This window comes from Brevibacillus centrosporus (genome assembly GCF_046622605.1).
GTDB classification, from domain to species: domain Bacteria; phylum Bacillota; class Bacilli; order Brevibacillales; family Brevibacillaceae; genus Brevibacillus; species Brevibacillus centrosporus.
The window spans coordinates 412,606-428,604 of record NZ_CP176856.1 but is presented as its reverse complement, the minus strand read 5'-3'; the positions used below and the strand labels follow the sequence as shown (position 1 = coordinate 428,604).

Annotated in this window: 14 protein-coding genes; 2 read left to right on the top strand and 12 right to left on the bottom strand. The window is 53.7% G+C overall.

Annotation, left to right across the window (positions count from 1 at the left end):
* Position 1 precedes the first annotated feature (1 nt).
* From ACLIN2_RS02345 to ACLIN2_RS02330, 4 genes are all read right to left on the bottom strand, one after another.
* Positions 2 to 991 carry an FAD:protein FMN transferase gene (locus ACLIN2_RS02345; protein ID WP_400586957.1) on the bottom strand — a complete coding sequence of 330 codons (990 nt, stop codon included), beginning with the start codon at positions 989 to 991 and terminating at the stop codon, positions 2 to 4.
* A 25-nt stretch (positions 992 to 1,016) separates the two neighbouring features.
* Positions 1,017 to 1,655 carry a hypothetical protein gene (locus ACLIN2_RS02340; RefSeq protein WP_411503132.1) on the bottom strand — a complete coding sequence of 213 codons (639 nt, stop codon included), beginning with the start codon at positions 1,653 to 1,655 and terminating at the stop codon, positions 1,017 to 1,019.
* A gap of 127 nt (positions 1,656 to 1,782) precedes the next feature.
* Positions 1,783 to 2,439, bottom strand: coding sequence for a response regulator transcription factor (locus tag ACLIN2_RS02335; RefSeq protein ID WP_400586961.1), 657 nt, complete (start codon positions 2,437 to 2,439; stop codon positions 1,783 to 1,785).
* 2 nt (positions 2,440 to 2,441) lie between these two features.
* On the bottom strand, positions 2,442 to 3,506 hold the full coding sequence (locus ACLIN2_RS02330) for a sensor histidine kinase (protein WP_400586963.1): 1,065 nt from the start codon (positions 3,504 to 3,506) through the stop codon (positions 2,442 to 2,444).
* Between the two features lie 104 nt (positions 3,507 to 3,610).
* Between ACLIN2_RS02330 and ACLIN2_RS02325 the strand changes: the two genes are divergently transcribed.
* Together ACLIN2_RS02325 and ACLIN2_RS02320 are read left to right on the top strand one after the other, a co-directional pair.
* The gene (locus ACLIN2_RS02325; protein ID WP_246070866.1) at positions 3,611 to 3,898 is read left to right on the top strand and encodes a GNAT family N-acetyltransferase; all 288 of its coding nucleotides are present in this window, start codon (positions 3,611 to 3,613) and stop codon (positions 3,896 to 3,898) included.
* A gap of 77 nt (positions 3,899 to 3,975) precedes the next feature.
* Positions 3,976 to 5,151: an MFS transporter gene (locus ACLIN2_RS02320; protein WP_411503131.1), complete on the top strand. Its 1,176-nt coding sequence runs from the start codon at positions 3,976 to 3,978 to the stop codon at positions 5,149 to 5,151.
* Positions 5,152 to 5,155: 4 nt separating this feature from the next.
* Here ACLIN2_RS02320 and ACLIN2_RS02315 read toward each other — a convergent pair whose 3' ends face one another.
* The 8 genes from ACLIN2_RS02315 to ACLIN2_RS02280 form a co-directional block, all read right to left on the bottom strand.
* Positions 5,156 to 6,139 carry a copper amine oxidase N-terminal domain-containing protein gene (locus tag ACLIN2_RS02315; RefSeq protein WP_400586968.1) on the bottom strand — a complete coding sequence of 328 codons (984 nt, stop codon included), beginning with the start codon at positions 6,137 to 6,139 and terminating at the stop codon, positions 5,156 to 5,158.
* Between the two features lie 86 nt (positions 6,140 to 6,225).
* A complete protein-coding gene (yunB, locus tag ACLIN2_RS02310) occupies positions 6,226 to 6,930 on the bottom strand; it encodes a sporulation protein YunB (RefSeq protein WP_092270611.1) in 705 nt (234 codons plus the stop codon).
* A 44-nt stretch (positions 6,931 to 6,974) separates the two neighbouring features.
* Positions 6,975 to 9,779, bottom strand: a complete 2,805-nt coding sequence (locus ACLIN2_RS02305; protein ID WP_411503130.1) for a calcium-translocating P-type ATPase, SERCA-type — start codon at positions 9,777 to 9,779, stop codon at positions 6,975 to 6,977.
* A gap of 105 nt (positions 9,780 to 9,884) precedes the next feature.
* On the bottom strand, positions 9,885 to 10,565 hold the full coding sequence (gene ytaF / locus ACLIN2_RS02300; RefSeq protein ID WP_411503129.1) for a sporulation membrane protein YtaF: 681 nt from the start codon (positions 10,563 to 10,565) through the stop codon (positions 9,885 to 9,887).
* 363 nt (positions 10,566 to 10,928) lie between these two features.
* Positions 10,929 to 11,900, bottom strand: a complete 972-nt coding sequence (locus ACLIN2_RS02295; RefSeq protein ID WP_411503128.1) for a sporulation protein — start codon at positions 11,898 to 11,900, stop codon at positions 10,929 to 10,931.
* A 33-nt stretch (positions 11,901 to 11,933) separates the two neighbouring features.
* Positions 11,934 to 12,824, bottom strand: coding sequence for an arginase family protein (locus ACLIN2_RS02290; protein WP_411503127.1), 891 nt, complete (start codon positions 12,822 to 12,824; stop codon positions 11,934 to 11,936).
* A 36-nt stretch (positions 12,825 to 12,860) separates the two neighbouring features.
* Positions 12,861 to 13,616, bottom strand: a complete 756-nt coding sequence (locus ACLIN2_RS02285) for a hypothetical protein (RefSeq protein WP_411503126.1) — start codon at positions 13,614 to 13,616, stop codon at positions 12,861 to 12,863.
* A gap of 13 nt (positions 13,617 to 13,629) precedes the next feature.
* Positions 13,630 to 15,957, bottom strand: a complete 2,328-nt coding sequence (locus tag ACLIN2_RS02280; protein WP_411503125.1) for a histidine kinase — start codon at positions 15,955 to 15,957, stop codon at positions 13,630 to 13,632.
* Between the last annotated feature and the right edge of the window lie 42 nt (positions 15,958 to 15,999).

The window sequence follows — 15,999 nt, the reverse complement described above, 5'->3', positions numbered from 1 at the left end:
CCTAATTGGCCGCCTCATGTATAAAATCGACATGCTCCGTCTCCCATCTTTCCTTTTCCTGCTGATGTCGTCGGAGTAAATGAAGGTCTCCTGTCTTCGAAACAATCAGCGCTTCCATGCGTGGGCATTTGGCTTGCAGCAGCGCAAGTCCACGCTCCAGCCCCAACAGACAAATAACCTTCGCCCAACTTTCACAGGAGATGAGACTGTCCCCAACGATGCTGCATTGGACGACATCGCTGCTGCCAGGACGCATGGTGCGAGGATCAATCAGATGATGCTGGACGCCATGTTTTATATGGTTCCATCTTCTTCCGTAAACGCTGGAGGTGGCCACTGCCCCGTCTCTCAAGGAAACCAACGCCAGCTCCTCCTCTGGATGCCACGGGCTGGAGATACCGATGTTCCATGGCTCTTGTGCGCTGCTTCCTCCCCATACCTGCACATCTCCTCCTGCGTTGACCAATCCACGTCTGACCCCATATGTGAGCTTGAGCTTATCACCCAATTTTTCGGCTGACCATCCTTTGACAATCCCGCCCAGATCAAGGCGTGTGCCGGTATGAAGCTGCACCGCTTTCATCCCAGGATGGATCGTCATGGAATAAGCGCCAAAGCTTGGCCCGCCTGACGTCACCGCATCTGCCTGTTTCACGATGTCATAGGATTGGCTGTAGCCTGCAGCATGAAGCGCATCGTACACGAATGGACTGAATATGCCTTCTGTTTGAATATGAAATGTGTCTGCCAGGGACAGCACCTCCACCATTGCTCCCGATACTAGCGTCAGACTTCCACTACGGCGATTTAGATAGGAAAGCTCACTGTCCGGGATAAACCGGCTAAAACGCTGTTCAACCACTTGGAACCACTTGTCTACGATCTTCTCCAGCGAAGTGCTCTCCCGAAGAGCCTCGCGTTCCCAGACGGCTTCGATATCGGTATTCATGGCCCGAGAGCGATAGACATGCAAGGGTACCTCTAGTTGCATCAAGACCCTCTCCTTCGGCAGCCATTCACGATCGGTGGCTTTTTGTATGTGACTTTTTCTTCTTGGCAGCCTTGGTCTCCGTTTTCGTAGATGGGCTTTCTTCTGGTTGGGGCTCCGCTTCCATGCTGGTTTCCTTGCTCGCATCCACCGACGCTGCTGTACTTTCTGCAGGTGGAGTCTCCTGTGATTGTGATGGTTGTAGTTGTGGCTCTGACTTCACCGCAGGAGCAGGCGTTTTGGCAGCAGGGGATGGTGCCGCTGACTCTGCTTTTGGAGCTACACTGGAGGATGTCTTCTGGCTCTTCGGCGGTTTGGATGTTACCGTCTGCTTCGAAGAGCCTGTGCTCTTTTGCGTATGAGCGGAAGTGACCGAATCATGCCCTGCTGGCTTCTGAACCGCTGTCTTCATGGACACTGCGGGTACAGTCGGGAGAGCGGATGGCTTGTCATCCGCATCGGAGTGGTCATCCTCGTCATCGACCGGCATCATTTCCGATGATGCCTGTTCAGTCTCTTCGGAGTCGTAGGAATCCTCATTTTCTTGTGCTGCTTGTACTGCTTTCCCAAACGCTGGGTCTGCCTTCACCACCTGGAAGAGAACGGCCAGAGAGACCATCAGGCCGCCTCCCACTTTCCATTTCGTCCATTTCGATTGTTTCCCCATTTATTTCCTACCGCCCTTTCTCTTCCTTTCTCCCCCCATCATAGCGAGTGCATCCTGAAAAAATACTGAAATTCGGAAACGGAAAAACCCGGGTATCATATCCCGGGTCTGGTCTGTACGATGCCTGCTATTCAAAATCGAGCCACCCTTTTTTAATCGCGTACCGAACCAAATCCGGCCGCGTACGCAGGTGCAGCTTTTCCATGATATGTGCCTTATGCGATTCAACCGTTTTCACGGATACAGTCAGCTGCTCGGCAATTTCCTTGTTGCTGAAGCCCTTGGCGATCAGCACGAGCACTTCCTTTTCCCGCTCGGTGAGAATTTCGTATTTCGCCTGTTCCTCGCCGCTTTTCACCATCTGCAAAAATTCCTCAATCAACGATTTCGTCGCAGAAGGATACAGGTACGCCATTCCCTTCTGAACGGAGCGGATCGCGGCAATAAGATCCAGGTCCGGAGCGCTTTTGAGGATATAGCCTGCGGCACCCGCCTGCAAGACGCGGAACAAATACTCCTCATCATCATGCATGGTCAGGACGAGCACCTGGATGTCCGGTGCCGTCCCCTTCAGTCTGGCGGTTGCCGTCAAACCGTTTTCCCCCGGGGGCATGCTCAGGTCCATCAGCACGACATCCGGGTGGAGCTCTCCGGCTTTCTCGCACGCTTCCTTTCCATCTGCTGCATACCCTACGACTTCCATATCCTCCTGGGCGTTGATCAGCATCCCCAGCCCTGAACGGACGATGGCGTGATCATCAGCGATCAGCACGCGAATAGCCATGTTTACGTCTCCTCCTTTGAAACCGGAATGCGCACGATGACAGTCGTACCCTCGTCAGGAGCTGACCGGATATCCACTGTACCTCCTAGCAGCTGTGCCCGTTCCTTCATACCGAAAATACCCAAGCCCTTGCCCGTATGCAAAGCCTTCTCTACCTCAAAACCGACGCCATCATCTACGATCGTCACCACAACTTCTTTTTCTCTGTCCTCAAACACGATCCCCAGCTGACTTGCCTTTGCGTATTTGGCCGTGTTGGTCATTGCCTCCTGAACGATGCGGTAGAGAGCCGTTTCCATCGCTGCTGAATAGCGCCGGCGCTCTCCCTGAACATGGAGCTCCACCTGGATGTCAAAGCTTTTCTCTACCCTCTTCATCAACGAGCGCAAGGCTGGCAAAAGCCCCAAGTCATCCAGCGCGGAGGGACGCAGCTCTAGTGCCATCCGCTTGACCTCTTCCATCGCCTTGGAAGTCATCTGCAAAAGATCATTCACATGCTGCCGGATCGGGTCACTCAAATGTCCTTGTCCAACGACGTTCAATCCTACCAAAATGCTGTAAAGAGCCTGACCAACCCCATCGTGCAGCTCGCGAGCAATACGCTTGCGCTCTTCCTCCTGCGCAGCAATCGCGTAGTTCGTCAGCTTGTGCTGGTAACGCTCTTTTTCTGCGCGCTGCTGGGCAGACATGTCCCGGATCACCATCACCAGCTCGCCGTTTGCGCCATCAGGCAATCTCGCAGAACTCGCTGTTACGGGATAGTCCCTGCCGTCACGAGTTCGCAGGCGCATCTCAAAGGATGGCATCTGCACCTGCTTGAAGAAGCAATCGGCACAGGACGTCTCTTCCATGCAAGTCGCCATCCCCAGACAAAGCTCACAAATATGTTTGATCCCGACCAATTCTTTCTCGGTCCAGCCTGTCATTTGCTCTAGTGCGGCATTGACCGCTGCGATCAACCCGTCGCGGTCTACCACCAGGATGGCATCGCTGACGTTCGCAAAGATGGACTGCATCAGCGAAAACATTTCACTGGACGTATCCAGGTCTTCTCTCCACGTACTCATGCGCTCCTCCTCGTAAGACAATCTCCATACCGCTATTGTAGAGTTTACGGGCAAGAAAGTGTATCGGGGAATTCCCTTAACCTCAGGCTGGACTAGTATGGCTATTGACTCTTTATCTATTTTGGTGCGACGGACATCCGTGGCTTGGATTGATCATGATCGACAGCCGGGCACAAGGAAGAGGCTACGCCAAAGAGTTTCTCGATTGCCTGACCGCTTGGTATCGGGAAAACGGCTATCATTCTCTTCATCTCGCTGTCTTAGAAAAGAATCAGGCTGTCATACCATTTTATGAAGCGTATGGATTTACTACCTACGAGGAGCGTGTCTCAGAGAAGCTTGGCCGCGTCTTTTGCATGGCCTATCCCCTTGATCCCTCCACGCAGGTGTAGGCACCCCCTTTCCATCTCTCCATATAACTGATAGCAGCATCTATTTTGCACGGCTCTGTCAGGAGGAATGGGATGTCGTGAAGAACGCTGCCGTCTGGTTGATTACAGGCGCCTTTACCTTGTTCATCGTAGGGACTGATGTCTTTATTGTTTCACCTTTGCTGCCCTCCATCGCCGAGGAATTTGCCGTGTCGCCCGCCGTTGCTGGCTGGCTCGTGACGGCCATGTCTATCATGTACGCCTGTGGTTCTCCTTTGATGGGCGCTTTGTTTGACCGTTATTCAAACCGACGGCGCCTCCTGCTATGGGGAGGACTGACCCTATTTTGTCTCGCCAACCTATGGACCGGCTTTACCCATTCTTTTGGCATGCTGCTCATCAGCAGGGCTGTGGCTGGATTGGCACTGGCAGCAATCGCCCCCTGTGTCTATGCGTTCGTCAGTGATTTGGCTCCTGCTAACCGTAGAGCAGCTTGGTTGTCCGTCGTGGTCTCTGGCAATCTGACGGGCCTTTGGGCAGGGACGCCGATCGGCACCTTGATCGCTGACCAGCTCGGCTGGCGTATTACCTTTTGGCTCATCGCCGCTGTCAGCTTTTTGCTTGCCTGGATCAACCTCGCCATTTGGCCGCAGCGAAATCACACAGGAGCATCCAGGCAAAGCTCGGCTCCCTCTGTCGCTTTGATGTTTCGCTCCGTCCTCGTCACCGTTTACTGGGCAGCAGCCATGTACGGTGTCTACACCTATCTGGGTACGGCACTGACGGAGGATGTCGGCTTTCGTCCCTCTCAGATCGCAGCTTCTCTCATCGCGTATGGGGTCGGAGCCATGCTCGGCAGCCTGAACGGCGGAAGCCTGTCCGACAAATGGGGGGCCAAAGCCATTTCATCTGCCAGTCTGCTGACTTTGACCGCCTGTCTCGTCATTGTAGGCTTGTTCTACCAGCAGGGAATCTGGCTTTTTGCCTTACTGTTCCTCTGGGCATTTGTAGGCTATGCCTTTGTTCCTTCGTATCAATCCCGTTTGGCACGGGAATACCCTGACCACCTCGGAAGAATCATGGCATGGAACATCACAGGCATGTACATCGGGATGACGATTGGCTCGTATGTAGGCGGCCCTGTGTATCAGACCTGGGGCTTCACCGTACTCGCCTGTCTTTGTGCTGGCGTAGCTCTCATCGCCGGTCTGTGCAGTCTGCGTCCCGCTCCACGACAAAAAGAAACGGAACAGCCTGTGCCGTTCCGCTTCTAATTCCTTATTCGACGACGATTTTCTCCGCAACACCGATTGGCGGCAGGCTGCGAGTCAGTTTTGGACCATAGTAAGCAAATACGTTCATGTCTGCTTTCAGATCCTCTGGCGTGAGCGTTTTGTTGTCTTTCGCGCTAACGATTTTGGTATCCTCATTGATAATCAGCGCTACTTTTTCAGGAGCATTCTCTGTCAGAGCGCGTCCTTCTACCACCATTTTGTAGGTGCCTTCCTGGTCTTTATCGATGCTTACCACTTTACCGGCTGTACCCAGTACCTCAGGGGTTTCCAGGCTGCTTTTTACCACGATGGTCACTGCACCGGATTGCGGCGGCATACTCATCGCCATGAATTTTTGGTGAGTTGCTTCCACTTCCATCCCCAGCTTCAGATCCTCTGGCTTCAGCTCTTTGCCGTCAGCTGTTGTGATTTTTGTATCTTTATCCACGTGCAGGATGATTCCTGTCTCATATCCGTTCAACTGGAAGGATACGCGGCCATCCTCGCTTTTATTGAGGGTCGTGATAGTTCCGGTACGGACTGGAGCCACGTCGGATTCCTCGTCTACCACGGTTACGGCATCGTCGGTTACGTTTACTTCGGCTTGCAGGATTTCATCGACGAAAGCTACTGGCACGTAGGTGTTGCCGTTCAGCAGCTTCGGCTCTGCACCCAGCGTTTTGTACATTTTCGCAAATGGGTAGCGATCTTCGCCGACTTTCGCGTAGCTTGCGATCGCTCCTTTGTTTACTTCTGCCGCTTTCAGCTCAGCGTTCCATTTTACTTGGAAACCGAGGGACTCGGCTACGTCACGCAGAGGAACCAGTACCGTTTGCTGACCTTTATCAAAAATCGCTGCCTGTTCGATATGCTCTCCATTTACGTTAACGGAAAGTTCCTTTACTGGTTCGGAGGTTGCCGATACTACGTTTGTTCCCAAAACGGCCAGAGCCGCCAACGTCATCATACCTGTACGTATTGTTTTCATGCTGTTTTCTCCTCCAATGTTTTTCCTACTGTGTAGTGTCTCTATAACTTGGACGACAGCATGCAACAAACGTTTCAAAATAATTTTTACGGCTGGGGCTGGATGATCTGTCCGCTGCGCGGCATCGGCACATCGGGCTTGCCTGACGGATTGTTGTAAAGATAGGTCGGAACCTTGCCGACAATCAACGCTTCGGTGATGGGAATCTGGGTAGTCACCGTCTGCTGATCGGTTGCGAACGGGATAATGACCCGCAGATCGACTTCTACGTAAATGTAGACGGTAACCAGCACCATGTTGATGCCCGCTTGCTTCATCCCGGTTTCCAGCCAGGTCTTGACTGCTCCGATGGGAACAAACGAGATCGGCACCTCAGGACCTAGATGCTCGAGAAATGCGTTTCTCGTCGCTACACCTAGCGGAACGGACATCTTGACGTTTTCGCTCTCAAATTCCTTTAGTCTGTTTTGAATCCGAGCAGTCGTCTCTCCAACAATGCGGGAATACTCCCGAAAGTTGAAATTAACGGCTTTGATATTCCCCGCCTGATCCTTTTCCATAAGCACGACCTGATTGAAATCCAGTCCTTGCTGGCTGAGCCTTTTGGTAATCGCGTCTGTAATAGCCAGCTTAGCCACTTGGTCGGCTTTCGCCTGGGCGATCAGCATCAGCGTAGGTTCAATCTGCTTTTCTGCCAACAGAAACAGTACGAATAATCCGATGATGGTGAACAAAGTCGTAGCCAGTATTCTCCTGCCCCGTCTTCGCCACCCGCCTGTTTTCTTACGCACGCTCCCAACCCTCTTTTCTGCTTCACGGCGAGAAGCCGCTTCGGTTAGTCAGGACGCACGGTACGCATGGACGAGCGTTTTTGCTTGCTGGTCTTTGGTCTGCCGCTTGCCAGAACTCCCCCGATTCCCGCCACAAAGGTAGGCACTCCAGAAGTGACCAGGATCAGTGCCCAATCGCGGAAGGACAGGTCCGTTGTTTTGAAAATCGGCTGCAGCGCATCGATGTAGACGACCCCGAGAACGAGCACTAGCGAAGAAATAACCGCCCAGACCAGATACTTGTTTTCAAACACATTGCGGTGAAAGACGCTGTACTGGCTGCGGCAGTCAAATACGTGAATAAGCTGAGCCATGACCAACGTAACGAAAGCAACTGTTTGGGCATGCACCAGATTGTTTGGATCCTCGCGCAGCGTCAGCCAGAAGGCAAGGAGCGTCATCGCCCCGATCAGGAAGCCACGGCTGATGATTTTCCATCCGAGTCCTCTGCTAAAGATGTTTTCCGCTTTATTCCGCGGGCGCTGGTACATCGTATCGGCCTCTGCCTGATCGACGCCCAGTGCCATAGCGGGCAAGCCATCTGTAACGAGGTTGACCCACAGAATCTGAATCGGCACCATCGGCAGCGGCAGGCCTAACAGCATCGCGAAAAACATGACGAGGATCTCACCCACGTTGGAAGCCAGCAGGTAGCGAATGAATTTGCGGATGTTGTCGTAGATGTTGCGCCCTTCCTCTACAGCTGCGACGATCGTCGCGAAGTTGTCGTCACGCAGCACGAGCGCGGCAGCTTCCTTCGTGACATCGGTACCCGTAATCCCCATGGCAATGCCGATGTCCGACGTTTTTATTGCAGGTGCATCGTTCACTCCGTCTCCCGTCATCGCCACGACATGCCCTTTGCTCTGCAGGGCGCGTACGATGCGCAGCTTGTGTTCCGGCGACACGCGTGCATAGACCGAGACTCTCTCTACGTATTCGGACAGCTGAGCGTCGGACAAATTATCCAGGTCACGCCCCTCCAGCACCTCACCATAGCCTCTTACCAGACCGATTTGTTTGGCGATCGCCTCAGCCGTCACTTTATGGTCACCGGTAATCATGACGGTTTTGATTCCCGCCTGGTGGCACAGATTGATCGCCGGGCGAACTTCCTCGCGAGGCGGGTCGATCATACCTGCCACCCCGACAAACACGAGGTTATTTTCCACTGAGCCGATAGGCTGAGCGGGACGGTAGCCCTGCATGGTCTTATAGGCAAAGGCCAAGACGCGCAATGCTTTCCCCGCCATGAGCTCTGTTTGCTCCAGGACTTGGTGGCGTATCGTCGCCGAGAGCGGCTGCAGCTCACCTTTCCACAGGATGTGCGTGGAACGTGCCAATACAGCTTCCACCGCACCTTTGGTAAGCAGAGAATGCACGCCGTCCGAGCCTTTCTCCACGACAGACATCATTTTCCGATCGGAATCAAACGGCAGCTCCTCTACGCGCACCGATTGGTGACCCATCTTCCCCCGATCGACAGTCCCGTTTTGTCCTTTTGCCGCGAGTACCTTGAGTGCTCCTTCTGTCGGGTCCCCCACAACATGCCAAAAGCGTGTCGTTTTTCCCATCCCCAGCAAATTGCGTGTGCTCTGTTCTTCGCAGGTCAGACGTGCGTTGTTGCATCGCTCTGCAATCCGAAGTATCTGGTTAAGCGCGCCATCACGAGTAGGAGAAACAGCTTTGCCCTGTAGCAAAAAGGAGCCCTCCGGCGCATAGCCGCTGCCGCTTATTTCATACAAGGTATTGCTGTGCCAAACCTGCGTGACGGTCATCTTGTTCTGTGTGAGGGTCCCTGTCTTATCCGAGCAAATGACAGAAGCGCAGCCGAGTGTCTCCACCGAGGGCAGCTTGCGCACGATCGCATTGCGGCGAATCATTCGCTGTACACCCAGCGCCAGCGCAACCGTCACAATCGCAGGGAGCCCTTCCGGAATCGCGGCAACCGCCAAGCTTACCCCGGCGAGGAACATCGTAAACAGCTCATGGCCATGCCACACCCCTGCCCCGATCACTACAATGGTGAGCAGCACCGCTACGACGACGAGAATCTTGCCCATTTGCTCCAAACGCAGCTGGAGAGGTGTCTCTGCTTCCTCTGCGGTGTTCATCAGGTGGGCGATTTTCCCGATTTCTGTGCCCATGCCCGTGGCAACTACGATGCCACTCCCCGTTCCCCCCGTCACCATCGTTCCCATAAAGGCCAAGTTTTTCTGATCGCCAAGCGGCACTTGGGCTGCAGCTGTAACCTCCAGTCGCTTAATTGATTTGCTGACGGGCACCGATTCCCCGGTCAGTGCCGATTCCTCGATCTCCAGACGATTGGCCGCGAGCAGGCGCATATCTGCAGGCACGCGGTCTCCAGCTTCGAGCAATACCAAATCCCCCGGTACTAGACGTGAGGCAGGAATCATCGCCAGGTGCCCTTCCCGCATCACCCTCGCCATTGGCGAAGCCAGCTCTTTCAACGCTTGCAGGGACCGCTCCGCCCGCGCCTCCTGTATAAAACCGAGAATCCCGTTGATGATGATAATGGCGATGATCGTGATGGCGTCCAGGTACTCCCCGAGAAAGTAAGAAATCAACGTGGCAATGAACAGGATGAGTACCATAAAATCCTTAAATTGATCGAGAAAGACTGTATAGAGAGGCTTGCGCTTGTTTTCAGCCAACTGGTTGGCACCTTGCTTTGCCAGTCGCCGCTCCGCCTCCTGCTGAGTCAATCCCTGCGCCGCATCGCTGTGAAGGGCTTCGGTCACGTCTGTCGCCGCCAGCGTGTACCATTTTCGAATTGGCTGTGTATCCACCTACATCTCCTCCATCCACTTCTCACTCCTTCTGATATGTATGCAGACGAGCCACAAAATAAAACAACCCATCCCTTGTGCTTGGGACGGGCAGATTAATTTACGCTATTTAAAACTTTTCGCAACCCCAATGCAGATCAAAAGAATCGGCGGCAGCCAGGTCAGCTTGGAAATCCATTTGCTTTGCCCGGCACGACGCCCCAGTGTCAGACCAATCTGCAGCAATAGTGCGCCCATCACCGCAATGCAGAGAGCGACCACCAAAGGAGAATAGCCGAGGAAGGTCAGGCTAATCCCCGCTCCAAAGGCATCCAGCGACAGCGCCAACCCGAGCATAACGGCTTCCCAGCCCATGATATGACCCGAACGGTCAGTATCCGCCTGGGCCGGATCGCGAAGAATCTGAATCATTACGCCAAATACGCGAAATTGCGAGAGCACCTTCCACTCGGGCTCTCCCTCTTTTTCCACGAGCGCTACATCCACTTTTGTGCTCTGCTCCTCCTCGGCGGTAGAGCGGGGAGAAACGAGCCTCCAAAGCGTAAATAGCCCCATCACAATCAAAACAGCCGCCCCGATTTGCTTTCCGATCTCCGGAGTCAGCCAATACGTGAGGGACGAACCAACCATCATGACACCATAAACAACGACAAACGAACAACCCGACACGACAATAAGCGACAGGAACGGCATTCTCATATTGCGCAGCCCATACGTCAACCCTACACTGACACTGTCCATACTGATGGCCAGGGAAACGAGCAGGAGCGAGAGCCATCCGCTCATATATGGTCACCTCTTTCTCGTTGCCTATTAGGTATACGCTGTTGGCCTATCCTATGTGCGGAAAAACGGAGAAAAAAGCTCCGGTTCGTAGGGCCACCCGCTCGGGGTCATCCCTGCACGGCTCCACTCAAAAGAGGAACTGCGTCCAAAAGCAGCCGTCTCCAGGAGCGTCCGCACGTTGGACGCAAAAAGATTGTTCCTCTTTTTTCTTTTCGCCTCGGCTGTGTCCCTAAGACCTCCGCTTTTTTCTCCGTTTTCCTTGGCGGCGTTTTTGAAAGGGAACACAGGGATGTCTACCTAACAAAAAAGCCACCCCCTGCCTCATCATAGGCAAGTGATGGCTTTTCCTATTGGTGTCTATTCTTACAGTTCTTCGTCAAATCCACCGAAGTCGAAACCGCCGTCGTCGCCGTCGTCGCCTTCGTCTCCGCCCATGTCATCCTCCGAAGCCATTTCCTCGTCACCGAACATCATTTCATTGAGCAGCATTCCTCCGAGGAAGCCTGCTGCCATACCGCCGATCATGCCGCCCATTCCGCTGCCGCGGTGACTGTGATGGCCGTATTGGCCTTGGCGGTAGGCTGCCATGGATACGTACGGGATTGCGCTTGGGTTGTTCGCGTATTCACGAATGGTCTCCAGCAGGAAACGGGAGAGCTCTTCTTCCTGCCCTGGCTGAAGCAGTCCTTGTGGGACCACGATTTCCGCTTTGTACTCCACCTCGCGTCTCAAGAAGCCTGTAGCGAGGTCCAGCTCGACCAGCAGCTTCAGCTCACCTGGCGCCGAGAAGAAGATGACCTCCAGCTCCTTCAGTGGCATCCCTAGCTGGGTAGCCGGGAAAAAGGAAAACTCCTGGCCATATGGGGTCAGCTTTCCGGAGTCCTGCTTTTGGCGCAAATCGAGACGCTCTAAGGCTTGCAGGACGCGTTCTACCGGTTCAGGCGGGAGCACCTGGATGAAGTCCATATCCGTCGGGTCCAGCGCCATCTCTACATCCAGCTTCGTATGCAGATAGTATTGAATGGACGGCGTGGACATAGCCAAACCTTCCGGCAATTCAAAAGCAAAAGGGATCTCCTGAACAGCAGGTTTTGGCTGAACCGTGAAATTGCTTCGTACCGGGTACAGTTGAACGGCCTTCCGCACTTCCTGTCCCTTTACATAGGCCTTCATCATCAGTACCGCGCTCAGATCGCTAATGCTCTGCTCGACATTGCCGCCTTCAATTCGCACGACACCCGTCATTGTTTCCCCGAGGCGATACCCGGAACGATCCAGCTGCAAATCTACCTTTGCTGCTCCAACACCCAATTTAGCCATCAGCTTTTTCAGCATAAAGCTTCTCCTCCTCCGCTCATAAGTAATCACTTATATCTTTAGTGTATCAGAAGAAGCTGCTCTCGCGCGAGTAGACAATACATTCGCCAGCAAATGAACAAGTCTTTCGGCCTGTTCTCCTGTCGTGTCTCGCAACGCAGAAAACTCCGTTACTTCGATGCCCACTACCCGTCGATCTTGCACCACCGCTGTCACCAAGCGTTCTGCCTCTGCCAGAGATAGTCCAACTTTGCTCGGTGCATACGCGGCAGCCATCGCTTCTTCATCCATTACATCTACGTCGAAATGGACAAGCAGTTTCGCATCTGCCGGAATTTTCTCCAAAACGGTGCGGACCCGATCCAGCAAATCAACCGAGCGAAGCTGGGCAAGTGTAACGATCTCTACGCCGTAGTTCTGCACGGGCTGCTCCTGGCAGCCAATCACTGTCATTCGCTCTGCCTTCCAGCCAGTATCCGCGATCCACGTATCACCGCCCTGCAGCAAAAACCAGAGTCCCATGCCCGCAGCCCCGATGCAGCGAGTCGCAGTGGGACGAACCGCATCGAAATGGCCGTCGATCACCAGCAAGTATGCTTTTTCTCCATACAACTGGCTGAAGGCTGCCGCTGTGCCTACGATCGTACTGCAATCTCCCCCGAGCAGAAGGGCAAAATCCTCACCCTTCAACCAGCTTCGTGCCTCTTCTGTGAGCAAGTCCCACAGCATGCGCGGTGCAGGCCAATTGCGAACCGGCGGAATATTGTGCCGTGGCAAATAATCCGGAAGCTTCAGATTTCCTGCATCCTGTACTTCCAGCCCGAGCCCTTGCATCTTTTCCACCAGACCAGCCTTTCGCAGTGCGTCTGGCGCAAGCTCCGTCCCCGAAACATACGCTCCAGCAAAATGAGGTATCCCCACCACGTTTACTTTTATCGCCAATCCCTCCTGATTACTGCTGTAAATGCCATCAGTATATCACAGCTTGCCATCCAAAAACTGGATTAACTCACTGACGGATGGACGCAGCCAGCGATCAGGAAAATTCGCCGCTTCTCCTTGGAGCAATTGACAGGCCAAAGCGTTGGGATGCACATCGCCGCTCAGAAAATAAACCTGTTGGGCGGGGATGGGCAGTGCAGCAATCGTTTCTACACATTTGCCCACATACGCCTGCAGCGCCTCCCGGTACGCAGGTGCCGTGAGCGCCGTGCCCGTCCACACCTCGATTCCCGTCAATTCTTTGGCATGTGCGGCATCCAGACTCTTCGAAAGGGAGCAGACGACAAACAGCAGCCGTTCAGGAGCCAGCTGAAACCGTTTTTGGTATTGCTTCACAAATCGTGCGATCGTCGCATTCCAAGAGTGGGTATCGTAGCTGCCCAAATCCGGAATACATTTGAGCACAGCCACGATCTCTTTATCCTTTTTGGCAAATAGCAACCCTTCCATAGCGTTAAACTCGTAGTCAGGCAGCCTCTGTGAGAGAAACACTCCAACCTTTTCGTGAATGACACGAGAAATACGCTGGGAGGACTTTCGCTTCAGCTTTTGCCTCACACGGATCTCTTCCTCATTCAAGTAAACCCGGGTCAGTAAAGCAAACAGTTGCTTTTCTGTACAGGGCTCTGACTGCTCTAAGCTCTGATGTCCATGACCCTCTAAGAACGTATCCAGCTGTCTAAAGGCGTCCGCCATCCTTTGCTCCCATCGTTCTTCCTTCTCTCCACCCATTTGTAATCCTCCCTTATCCGATGTCGGGTGTATGATCAGCTACGACCAGCACATCCATGTGGCGAACTTCCCGCAGCAGCCGCAGAATCACGGATCCTTCCCGAATTTCTTTCCACCTCGTCCTCGCTGATTGCCCAATGACAGCCTGTGTCGTTTGCCTGTCGTTCATTTGACTGACGAGCTGGGTAAAGACCTTTCGTCGGTTTGCTGCCTTCCCTTGTTCAAAAACTCCCCCAAGCCGTTCCGTCAGCTTCTTCAGCTTATCCAGCTGCTGCTGTTCCTCTGCAGTCAACGGCTCATGATCCTGTACGTAGGCTACGTACCACCTTGCCTTTAGCCGGTAAGCGATTCGAAACCCTCGACGAATCAGACGCTCACTGTCTGCACGCAAATTGACACAGACAAAAATGACTTCCTGCTGCCGCCACGGTCCGCGAAGTGTCCGCCTCTCCCAAGCCTCCAGACGCTCATCCACATCGTCCGCCACTTCGCGCAAAGCCAGCTCGCGCAAGGCGATCAAGTTCCCTGTTTTAAAAAAGTGATTTAGGGACTGCTCTACCTTTTCCATGGCGTAAATGTTTCCCTCACGCATTCTCTGACGCAAAGCTTTAGGGGAAATATCGATCAGCTCTACCTCTTCCGCCTGGTGGAGAATGTGATCGGGTACCGTTTCCCGCACACGGATGCCCGTGATCTGTTCCACACTGTCATTCAGGCTCTCCAGGTGCTGGATATTCATCGTGGATATTACAGAAATACCCGCCGACAAAATTTTCTCCACATCCTGATGGCGTTTTTCGTTGATGCTGCCCTGCACGTTGGTATGGGCAAGCTCATCGACCAGCACCACTTCCGGATTTCGGCGAATGATGGCATCCGTGTCCATCTCCTCGAGCACGACATTTTTGTACGGAATTTGTTTACGGGCGATGAGGGGGAGAGCTGCTACCTGCTCGAGCGTTTCCTTTCGTCCGTGGGTCTCCAGCAGACCTATGACTACATCAATGCCTTTTTGAGCCAGTTCGTTTCCCTCACGAAGCATCGTGTAGGTCTTTCCCACTCCCGGCGCGGCACCCACGTAAACCTTCAGTGTCCCTCGCCGAATTTTCCCGATTTCCTGCTCGACCTCTTCTTCAGACAAACGCCGATACGGATTTGGCTTCACGACGCTTCTTTTCGTCGGCAATACCCGCTCGCCATCCCGCTCTGATCGGTCCGCCACAATTAAGATGTCGATGTTCCTCGTCTTCCGCAAAATCCTGTGGACGACAGAGCCATACCAGACTTCTTCCCATCGCGTTCGCTTGGACTGTCCCATCACAATACGCGTAACGTTGTTGTCCATCCCGTAGGCGACCAGCTCATTCGCCACGTCCATATTCCGCTGCAAAGGGCGCTCCTCGAATACTCCCCCTACTTTTTCGACCAGCTTTCCGATGGAACGGCGAAAAGTTGCCTCTTCCTTCGTCAGCTTTTTCGCCTGTGACTGAAAGCAAACGACCAAGAGCTCTCCGCCGAGCCGCTTGGCCACCTGTTGGCCTCTTCTGACCAGAATCGATCCATTCCAATGATACTGGGCGGACACCAGCACACGCTCTGTTGCTCCCGAGGCACCAACCATTCCGTGCTTTTCCCGATAGTCCTCCAAGTCCTCGTTGACTCCATTGGCGACAAATCGCAAGGCAAGCTCCCTCAAGACGTGCAAATTGTCTCGCCGAAACAGGAGATTAGGTGTTTGCGCAGCCTCAATGTTCCCCTCCTCCAGCCGCTTCAGCATGGATTCAGGCGTCACATCCAAAAGCTTTACTTCGTCTGCCAGAGCGAGGGTGTCTTCTGGTACGCACTGGTCAATCCGTACCTCTGCCTTGGTCAAGCGTTCCGCCAGCTCCTTCATGCCAGCCAACTCGTAAACATTGACGGTGGCGATCACGCTGATATTGCGATTCAGTAAATACAGTACATCGTCCAGACGAGTCTGCCTGGGAGCATCCGCACGATTACGATGAGCGAGCCCGTCAACAAGTACGACCTCTGGATCACGAGCTACGATGGCGGCTACGTCCAGATCGCATTTTTCTTCGCTCTGTGCGATCCAGGAAATCGCCGGTACTTTCTCCAGCCCCTCGAGCTGCTCAGCCAGTTTCGGACGCGTGGCTGTCCCCAGCATACCGACCACCACATCGATCCCCTTCTTTTTCAAGCTCTGTCCTTCCATCAGCAAATGATAGGTCTTGCCGGAACCACTCACGGCCCCGAGGATGATTTTCAGCCTTCCCCGATGCATGTTGGAAATGGACTGCAGGATTTCTTCAGGGGACTTTCTCCGAAACTGCTCAGCCATGCGCACGCTCTCCTTTGTTTACGTAGAGAAATGATGGGTTTC